Here is a 9,506-nt window from a genome sequence, read left to right as displayed (position 1 = left end):
GTTCCGGGTAATCGAGGACGACGCGCTGGTGGGCCAGTACCGCCGGAAGATGTCCTCCCTGCTGTTCTGATCCGCGAATACCTTCCCGTCCCTTCCTGATCCCTCCGTCGTCCTGCATGAAACCCGGTACCCTGCGCCACATCTTCAACGTGTGGCCGCCCTTCCTGCTCAGCGGCATCCACGTCACCGAGCTGGCCGACGACTGGACCTTCGCGCGTGTCGAACTGCGCATGCGCCCCTGGAACCGCAACTACGTGGGCACCCATTTCGGCGGCAGCCTGTTCGCGATGACCGATCCGTTCTGGATGATCCTGGCCAAGGAGCGGCTGGGTCCCGACTACTACGTCTGGGACAAGGCCGCCGAGATCGAATTCGTGAAGCCGGGCAAGGGCACGCTGCACGCCGAGTTCAGGCTGGACGGCCATGTATTGGACGAGATCCGCGCCGGGGCAGCCGATGGCCAGAAGTACCTCCGCTGGATGCCGGCCGACGTGTTCAATGCGCAGAACGAAGTCGTCGCCCGCGTGCGCAAGCAGATCTACGTGCGGTTGAAGCCCGAGGCGCGCACGACGGCACGCTGAGGCGCGGACGGCATCACGGCGTTTCACCGATGGCGCTACAGCCACCGCCCTGCAGCGGCCTACAATAGGCCCATGCTCCCCGACCATCCCCCGCACCGCGTCTCGGTGCAGAAGCTCTTCATCACCGGTCTGCTGACCCTGTTGCCCATCTGGCTGACGTGGGTCGTCATCAAGTTCGTGTTCGTGCTGCTGTCCGACATCAGCAAGCCGTGGGTGGAGCCGTTGTCGCACCAGATCGCGGCTACGTTCCCGCAGTCGCTGGGGTGGTTCAACGGCCTGTGGGTGCAGAACACCATCGCCATGGTCGCGACGCTGTTCGTGATCCTGGCCGTGGGTGCGCTGACGCGGCGCGTGGTCGGGCAGCGATTGCTGAGCTGGTTCGAGGCGCTGATCGCGCGCGTACCGCTGGCGAACGTCATCTACACCAGCGCACGCAAGCTGCTGGACATGCTCGAGACCAAGCCGGGCAGCACGCAGCGCGTGGTGCTGATCGACTTCCCGCACCGGGAGATGAAATCGGTCGGCCTGGTGACGCGGGTGATCCGTGAGGAAGGCAGCGGCCGCGAACTCGCCGCCGTCTACGTGCCGACCACGCCCAACCCGACGTCGGGTTACCTGGAGATCGTGCCGGTCGAGCTGCTGACGCCGACCGACTGGACGGTGGACCAGGCGATGAGCTTCATCATTTCCGGCGGTGCCGTGGCACCGGAAACCATGCCGTTCACCCGCGCCGGGGAGCGCTGACCGATGGACGCGCCGCGCACGCTGGACGACCGTGCGGTCCGCCTCTTCATCGTGCTGGCGGCGGTGTTCTGCGCCAACGCGGTGCTGGCCGAGTTCATCGGCGTCAAGATCTTCGCGCTGGAAGACACACTGGGCATCGCGCCGCTGGAATGGAACCTGTTCGGCCAGACGGGCTCGCTCAGCTTCACCGCCGGTACGCTGCTGTGGCCGTTCGTGTTCGTCCTCACGGACACCATCAACGAGTTCTTCGGTAAGCGCGGCGTGCGCTTCATCTCGTGGCTGGCGGTGGCGCTGATCGTCTACGGCTTCCTCTTCGCCTTCGCCGCGATCGCGCTGGCGCCGGCAGGCTGGTGGGTGGACGCGGCACAGGCGCAGGGCGTGCCGGATTACCAGAAGGCCTTCGCCGCCATCTTCGGTCAGGGCATGTGGACGATCGCCGGCTCGGTGGTGGCGTTCCTGATGGGACAACTGATCGACGTGTCGGTATTCCACCGCATCCGCGAGGCTACCGGCGAACGCTGGGTGTGGCTGCGCGCCACCGGCTCCACCGCGATCTCGCAGCTGGTGGACAGCTTCGTGGTGATCTACATCGCCTTCGTGCTGGGGCCGCAGAAGTGGCCGACCTCGCTGTTCCTGGCGGTCAGCACGGTGAACTACGTGTACAAGATGCTGGCGGCCATCGCGCTGATCCCGCTGCTTTACCTGATGCGGCATGGCATCCGCCGCTACCTGGGCCATGAACGCGAGCGTCAACTCCGCGCCGAAGCCGCCCTCGACTGAGCCGGTGCTAGGCTTCGCCCTGGGTGGCCGGGAGAAGGCGATGAAAGCAGCCTGTCTGTGGGGGATCCTGGTGATGGCGAACGTCGAGGCGAGCGCCGCCACGCGCAAAGACGATATCGACGCATGGATGCGTGACTATGCGGGCCAGGTCCCGGGCGCGTCGGTACTGGTGCTGAAGGAGGGCGTGCCCGTCTTCCAGCGCAGCTATGGCATGGCCGATCTGGAAGCAGGTATCGCCGCTTCGCCCGGGACCAACTTCCGCCTCGCCTCGATCAGCAAGCAGTTCACCGCCGCCTGCGTGCTCCTGCTCGCCGAGGACGGGATGCTGACGGTCGATGATCCGCTGCTGCGCTGGCTGCCTTCGCTGCCCGCGGCGGCCGAAGGCATCACGCTTCGCCATCTGCTCACCCACACGTCGGGCCTGGTCGACTACGAGGATCTCGTTCCCGCCACGCAGACGCGACAGGTACGTGATGCGGATGTGCTGCGCCTGCTGGAACGCGAGGATCGTCTCTACTTTCCCGCCGGCAGCACCTACCGTTACAGCAACAGCGGCTATGCGCTGCTGTCGCTGGTCGTGGAGCGCGCCTCCGGACAGCGGTTCGCCGAGTTCGTGCGCGCGCGCATCTTCACGCCACTGGGCATGACCGCGACGCAGGCACGCGAAGACGAAGGCCCGCCGGTAGCCGATCGCGCATTCGGTTACAGCCTCCGCGACGGCCGCTGGCGGCGCACCGACCAGAGCATGACCAGCGCGGTGCTCGGCGACGGGGGAATCTACTCATCGATCGGGGATCTTGCGCGCTGGGACGCCGCGCTCTACGACGATCGACTCTTGTCGRCCGCGTCGCGCGCACTGGCGTTCGCGCCTTCGATCACCACGCGGGAACCCGACGTGGCGCACTACGGCTTCGGATGGCGCCTGCAGGGCGGCATGCAGTGGCACTCGGGCGAAAGCATCGGCTTCCGCAACGTCCTGCTGCGCTTTCCGGCGCAACGGCTGACGGTCATCGTATTGACCAACCGCGATGCGCCGGAGCCCTACGCGCTGGCGCGCCGCATCGCCGCCCGGTGGGGCGGCACACCCTGAGGGTGCCGGGACGGGGCGCGCTCCGCCAAGCCAAGTCACATTAACGACGAACAAGGGCAACACCGGCCAGATGCCGGATCAAAGCTTCTATAATTGTGATCGATTCAACATTTCCTGACGATCAATGCGGGAGCGTGCAATGCGAGGGCGGGCGAGCCGGGGGAAAGGATGGCTGGGCTGGTGCGGCCTGGCGATGCTGGTGCTGGCGTCGTGGTCGGTCCACGCGCAGGAATGGGTCTATCGCGTCCGTCCCGGCGACACGCTGTGGGATGTGACCGGCGCGTACCTCAAGCCTTCGATCCCCTGGCAGCGGCTGCAGGCGCACAACCGCATCGCGAACCCCTACCAGTTGCCACCGGGCAGCACACTGCGGATTCCGCTCGAATGGCTGCATGACCAGCCGGCGACCGCCAAGGTCGTCGCGCTGCAGGGCGCTGCGGTGGCACGCACCGCAGCCGGCCGCGATGCGCCGGTGACGGCCGGGATGTCGCTGGGCAGCGGCGCGCGCGTGACGACCTCGCCGGAGGCCTCGCTCAGCCTGCAGTTCGCCGACGGCTCGCGGCTGCTGTTGCTCGGCGGCAGCGAGTTGCTGCTCGACCGGCTGACCCGCTTCGGCCGTTCCGGCATGGCCGACACCCGGCTGCGCCTGCAGCGCGGGCGCATCGGCAATGACGTCCGCCACCTGCGTGGACCGGCGGCCAACTTCATCGTGGACACCCCCAGCGCATCGTCCGCGGTGCGCGGCACGCAGTTCCGCGTGGAAGCCCGCGACGACAAGACGCACACCGAGGTGCTGGAAGGACGTGTCGCGGTCAGCGCTCCCCGCCAGCGCGGCGCCGTGCTTCGCCGGGGTTTCGGCGCGGTGGTGGCGCAGGGCCAGGCCGCAGTCACCCCGGTCGCGCTGTTGCCGGCGCCCGACCTGTCGCGCCTGGCGCCACTGTCGCAGCGTGCCCGCGCGGATCTCGCGTGGCCTGCCGTCCCCGGCGCGCAGCGATACCGCATCCAGGCCAGTGCGCAGCGTTCGTTCGACAGCCTGAGGGTGGATGCCGAAAGCGATGCTCCGCGCTACACGCTGCCTGCGCTCGGAGCAGGCCATTACTTCGTACGTGTCCGTGCGATCTCGTCCGCCGGGCTGGAAGGCCACGATGCGGTCGCAAGCCTGCAGATCGATGACCAGCCCGCGGCACCGTATTCCATCGCGCCTGCCGCAGGGGGCGTCATTCGCACGCCCGGGGTAGACCTGGCCTGGACGCAGGCGCCTGGCGCCACCGCGTACGACTATGAGGTGGCGGGCCCCTCCGGTTTCCACCAGCCCGTCGCGCAGGCGCGCATCGAGGGCACCACGCAGGCCCGGCTACCCGATCCCCTGCCCCCCGGCGACTACGCCTGGCGCATCCGCAGCGTGGACGGCACCGGGAAGGCCGGGCCCTTCGGCGACAGCGTGGCCTTCACCGTGCGTCCGCTGGCGGAGATCACCGACATCGACCGCGCTGCGGCCGAGCCTGGCAGCACCCGTGACGTGACCTTCCGCTGGCCAGCCGGCCAACCCGGGCAGCGCTATCGCTTCCAGATGTCGCGGACCCCGGATTTCAGCGCCCCGCAGGTCGACGAACTCGTCGCCGAGGCCGAGATCACCCTGCCCCGGCTGCGCTCGGGTACCTGGTACCTGCGCGCCCAGACCATCGACGTGGATGGCTTCGAAGGCCCGTTCCCGCCTGCCCAGGTGGTCGAGGTGCCCTGCCGCTGGTGCCGGATTGGCGCGGGAGCCGGCGCATTGCTCATACTGCTGGCCCTGTGAGCACCGCCCCGGCCACGCCCAAATGGAAACCCCGCCTGCTGACGGCGGTGGGCGCGGCCGCGCTGGCGATTCTCGTCACCCTGTCCGGGATCACCGCCCCGCTCGATGCGTGGGTGTATGACCGGTTGATCCTGGGCGCAGCGCCGGACGCCGACCCCCGCATCGTGGTGGTCGACGTCGACCAGAAAAGCCTGGCCGAACTCGGCCGGTGGCCGTGGTCGCGGCGCACGCATGCGCAACTCGTCGACCGTCTGCGGCTCACCGATGTGAAGGGCATCGCATTCAACGTGCTGCTGTCGGAGCCCGCACTGTTCGATCCCGAGGGCGACGCCCTGCTGGCGCGCGCGATCAGCCGCAGCGGCCGGGTGGTGCTGCCGGTGCTGGCCGAGCCGGTCCAGCTCAACAGCTCCACGGTCGAACTGATGCCGATCCCCGAGTTCGCGGCCTCGGCGGCATCGCTGGGCCATGCCGAGATGGCGCTGGATGCCGACGGCGTGGCGCGCACGGCTTATCTGCGCGCCGGCCTTGGCTCGCCGCACTGGCCCGCGCTGGCGTTGGCATTGCTGCAGCTCGACCAGGGCGCGGGCACGGAGTTGCCCGGGCGCCGGCTGGTCATGACGGGCCTGGAACCGGCCTCCGCGTCGGAGTGGGTACGCGACTACGAGGTCCGGGTGCCGTTCACTTCGCCGCCGAATGCGTTCCGCCACGTGTCGTATACGGACATCCTCAACCAGCGCATCCCGGCGTCGCTGCTGCGCGGCAACTGGATCCTCGTCGGCGTCAGCGCGACCGGCATGGGGCCGCTGGCGCGCGCGCCCGGCCAGCCCCCGAACGCCAGCATGAGCGGGACCGACTACCAGGCCAACCTGCTGAACATGCTGCTGAAACGCGCCGCCATCACGCCGATGTCGGAAGGCTGGCAGGCGATGCTGGCAGCGACGCTGGCGGCGCTTCCGCTGCTGCTCTCGCTGCTGCCCGGGCTCCGCCATATCTGGCGCCCCACCATCCTGACGATGGCCGGCGTCGTGGTGCTGTCGATCCTGCTGCTGCGCTATGCCCACGCTTGGTTCTCCCCGGTGCCCGCCCTGCTGGTGCTGGCGCTGGGCGCTTCGCTGTGGATCTACCGCCTGCTGCGGCGTACCCACCAGCAGGCGCAGTCGGACTCCCTTACCGGGCTGGCCAACCGCAGCCGGTTCGACCATGCCCTGGACCACGAACTGCGCATCGCGCGCCGCAGCGGCCAACCGCTTTCGCTGCTGGTGATGGACATCGACCACTTCAAACAGCTCAACGACACGCAGGGACATGCGGCCGGCGACGCCGCCCTGAAGTCGCTCGGGCGCATCCTCCGCAGCCGCGCGCGCCGTCCGCGCGACCTGGTCGCACGCCTGGGAGGCGACGAGTTCGCGGTGCTGCTGCCGGAGACCTCGGCACAGGCAGCGGCCACCATCGCCACCACCATCCACGTGGACCTGGCCAACCACGCACGCAAGCCGCACGGCGCGAACGCGGGCGCACCGCCGCCGTTCACCGCGAGCGTCGGCATCCACACCTATACGTCCGGCGACGATGTCGGACCGGAAGACGTGTTCGACCGCGCAGACGCCGCGCTCTACCGCGCCAAGCAGGCCGGCCGCAACCGCAGCTTCAGCCATACGGGCGAACACGACGCCATCGGTGCGCCGGTCACGCGCGCCTGACGTGCGGCGCACGGCGTCGTCAGACGTCGACCACCATCCCCGGCCGCGCCAGTTCCACCGGCACCCCGTGGCGCTCGCCGATCTCGCCTGCCAGGGCTTCGCGTGCGCGATCTTCGCCGTGCACCAGCACCAGCGGCGGCGCGGGCTGGAAGTTGCCGTACCACGCCAGCAGGCCCTGCTGGTCCGTGTGCGCGGACAGGCCGCCGACGGTGTGCCGCTGCGCGTTCACGCGGTAGTCGCGGCCATGGATGCGCACCCACGGCGCTCCATCGACCAGGCGCCGGCCCAGCGTGCCTTCGGCCTGGTAGCCGACGAACACGATATGCGCGTTGCGCCGCCCGACGTTGTAGCGCAGGTGGTGCTGGATGCGGCCACCGTTGGCCATGCCGGAGCCCGCGATGATGATGGCGCCGTTCTCCACCTGGTTGATCGCCATCGACTGCTGGGTGGTCTCGACCATGTGCAGGTTGGGCAGGCGGAACGGATTGGGCGACTGCGCCCACACGCGCCGCGCATCCTCGTCGAACAGGCCGTGGTGGCGCGCATACACGCCGACCACCTTTGCCGCCATGGGGCTGTCCAGGAATATCCGCCAGCGCGCCAGCTTCCACGCCTCCCAGTGGCGGGCGAACCAGTACAGCAGCTCCTGCGTGCGGCCGACCGCGAACGCCGGGATGAGCACGTTGCCGCGGTCGCGCCAGGCATGCTCGAAGATCTCGCCCAGCTCGCGGATCGTTTCCGGGCGATCACGATGATTGCGGTCCCCGTAGGTCGACTCCATCAACAGCAGGTCGGCCTGCTTCACCACGCTGGGATCGCGCAGGATGGGCGTGCCCTTGGGGCCCAGATCGCCGGAGAACACGAGCTTGCGGCCATCGGCCCACAGTTCGACGATCGCCGAGCCCAGGATGTGGCCGGCGTCGCGCAGGACGATGTCCACACCGGGCGCGATGGTCGTACGCTCGTCGTAGGGAACCGGACGCACGAGTTTCATGGTGGCGTGCACGTCCTCCTCGGAGAACAGGGGCTCCATCGCCGGCGCACCCGGACGACGGCCGCGGTTGGCGCGTTCGGTCTCGGATTCGGACAGCGACGCGGTGTCCAGCAGCATGATGGGCAGCAGTTCGGCACTGGCGCCCTGCGTATGGATGGGGCCACGGAAACCACGCTTGACCAGCAGCGGCAGTCGCCCGATGTGGTCGATATGGGCATGGCTCAGCACCACCGCATCCAGCGTGGCGGGGTCGAACGGAAACGGCTCCGCGTTGCGCGCCTCGGCGTCGCGGCTGCCCTGGATCAGCCCGCAATCCAGCAGGATGCGCTGGCCGGCCGCTTCGACCAGGTGCATGGAACCGGTGACTTCGCCCGCCGCGCCATGGAAATGGACCTGCATGGAATGCCCTCCTCGCCGTGGCGCCCAGTATGGCCGCTACGGCCCCCTGGGGCATGACCTTCGACACACCTGCCCCCCCGGTGACAGGCGTAGAGTCGCCGCCACGCCCCCTCCGGGGGTTCCTTTTTTTCCATTGCCCCTGTCCGGGGCCGGAGTAGATCGTGATTGCCCGCAAACCCCAGATACTGATCCTGTCGCTGGCCGTGGCCGCCGCCCTGGCCGCCTGCGCGAAGAAGGAAGACGCCGCCCCCGCCCCGGATACGGCCGCCAAGGCGCCCGCCGCGCTGGAACTGAAACTGGACGAAAGCAGCCTGCCGGGCGTGAACCGCTTCCAGCTGGCCGACCTCGATACCACCAAGAACGCGTGCACCGACTTCGCGGGTTATGCCAACGGCAAGTGGCTGGCCGCCAATGCGATCCCCAGCGACCRCACCAGCTGGGGCGCGTTCGAAATGCTGGATGAGCGCTCCACCGCCATCCAGAAACAACTCGCCGAACAAGCCGCCGCGCACGCCGGCGCGACGGGCGTTGAAAAGATCGTCGGCGACCTGTGGGCGACCGGCATGGACGAAGCCAAGGCCAACGCGCAGGGCGTCCAGCCGATCGCGCCGATGCTGGCCTCGATCGACGGCCTGCAGGACAAGGACGCCATCGTCGCCTACCTCAACCAGACCGCCGCCAAGGGACAGAACTTCCTGTTCGGCTTCGGCTCGCTGCCGGAGTTCAGCAACCCGGACATGAACACCGCGGTCGCCATGCAGGGCGGCCTGGGCCTGCCTGACAAGAACTACTACTTCGACGCCGACAAGAAGGACATCCGCACGGCGTACGTCGCGCACATCGCGAAGGTGCTCGAGCTCTCGGGCGTGGCCGCGGCTGATGCGCAGACGCAGGCCAACGACATCATGGCGTTCGAAACGCGCCTCGCGAAGGCCTCGAAGTCGCGTGAAGACCTGTCGCGCGACGTGAGCCTGTACAACAACATGGTGTCCGTCGCCGACGCCGACAAGCTGACGCCGAACTTCTCGTGGACGAAGTTCCTCGCCTCGCAGGGCGTAAGCGGCCTGCAGCAGTTCTCGCTCGCCATCCCCTCCTTCCATCAGGAGGTCAGCAAGATGCTGGGCGACACCGATCCGGCGACGTGGCGCGCGTACCTGCGCTTCCACACCGTCGACGGCGCCTCGCCCTACCTGAGCGATGCCTTCGCGAACGAGCAGTTCAACTTCTACAGCAAGACGCTGCGCGGGCAGAAGGAAATCAAGCCGCGCTGGAAGCGCGTGCTCGACACCATCGAGGGCCAGAGCGGCGAAGCGCTCGGCCAGATGTACGTGAAGGTGGCCTTCTCGCCGGAAGCCAAGGCCAAGATGGAAACGCTGGTGGCGAACCTGGGCGCCGCGCTCAAGGSACGCATCCAGAACCT

At 68.5% G+C, this 9,506-nt stretch carries 8 protein-coding genes; 7 read left to right on the top strand and 1 reads right to left on the bottom strand.

What is annotated here, in order from left to right; all coding sequences use genetic code 11:
* Nucleotides 1–116: 116 nt before the first annotated feature.
* From AC04L7_RS06485 to AC04L7_RS06460, 6 genes are all read left to right on the top strand, one after another.
* Entirely contained in the window at nucleotides 117–581 is a 465-nt protein-coding gene (locus tag AC04L7_RS06485) for a DUF4442 domain-containing protein (RefSeq protein WP_296280298.1), read from the top strand.
* Nucleotides 582–653: 72 nt separating this feature from the next.
* On the top strand, nucleotides 654–1,325 hold the full coding sequence (locus AC04L7_RS06480; RefSeq protein WP_435999753.1) for a DUF502 domain-containing protein: 672 nt from the start codon (nucleotides 654–656) through the stop codon (nucleotides 1,323–1,325).
* Between the two features lie 3 nt (nucleotides 1,326–1,328).
* A complete protein-coding gene (locus AC04L7_RS06475; protein ID WP_435999755.1) occupies nucleotides 1,329–2,105 on the top strand; it encodes a queuosine precursor transporter in 777 nt (258 codons plus the stop codon).
* Between the two features lie 40 nt (nucleotides 2,106–2,145).
* A complete protein-coding gene (locus AC04L7_RS06470) occupies nucleotides 2,146–3,195 on the top strand; it encodes a serine hydrolase domain-containing protein (protein WP_475512714.1) in 1,050 nt (349 codons plus the stop codon).
* Between the two features lie 139 nt (nucleotides 3,196–3,334).
* Entirely contained in the window at nucleotides 3,335–4,993 is a 1,659-nt protein-coding gene (locus AC04L7_RS06465) for a FecR family protein (protein ID WP_435999759.1), read from the top strand.
* On the top strand, nucleotides 4,990–6,693 hold the full coding sequence (locus AC04L7_RS06460; protein ID WP_435999761.1) for a CHASE2 domain-containing protein: 1,704 nt from the start codon (nucleotides 4,990–4,992) through the stop codon (nucleotides 6,691–6,693). The genes AC04L7_RS06465 and AC04L7_RS06460 overlap by 4 nt, the downstream gene beginning before the upstream one ends.
* Before the next feature lie 19 nt (nucleotides 6,694–6,712).
* Here AC04L7_RS06460 and AC04L7_RS06455 read toward each other — a convergent pair whose 3' ends face one another.
* On the bottom strand, nucleotides 6,713–8,086 hold the full coding sequence (locus tag AC04L7_RS06455) for an MBL fold metallo-hydrolase (RefSeq protein WP_435999763.1): 1,374 nt from the start codon (nucleotides 8,084–8,086) through the stop codon (nucleotides 6,713–6,715).
* Nucleotides 8,087–8,247: 161 nt separating this feature from the next.
* Here AC04L7_RS06455 and AC04L7_RS06450 point away from each other — a divergent pair.
* Nucleotides 8,248–9,506 (top strand): M13 family metallopeptidase (locus tag AC04L7_RS06450; protein ID WP_475512713.1); only part of this gene is annotated, 1,259 nt, incomplete at its 3' end.

It is taken from the genome of Pseudoxanthomonas sp. LjRoot204_2 (assembly GCF_056175765.1).
Note: the sequence above shows the minus strand (reverse complement) of the source record. Positions and strands in the feature narration are given on the sequence as shown.

Coding starts and splice junctions, on each gene's coding strand:
- AC04L7_RS06485 (WP_296280298.1), top strand. CDS start 117: ATGAAACCCGGTACCCTGCGCCACATCTTCAACGTGTGGCCGCCCTTC.
- AC04L7_RS06480 (WP_435999753.1), top strand. CDS start 654: ATGCTCCCCGACCATCCCCCGCACCGCGTCTCGGTGCAGAAGCTCTTC.
- AC04L7_RS06475 (WP_435999755.1), top strand. CDS start 1,329: ATGGACGCGCCGCGCACGCTGGACGACCGTGCGGTCCGCCTCTTCATC.
- AC04L7_RS06465 (WP_435999759.1), top strand. CDS start 3,335: ATGCGAGGGCGGGCGAGCCGGGGGAAAGGATGGCTGGGCTGGTGCGGC.
- AC04L7_RS06455 (WP_435999763.1), bottom strand. CDS start 8,086: ATGCAGGTCCATTTCCATGGCGCGGCGGGCGAAGTCACCGGTTCCATG.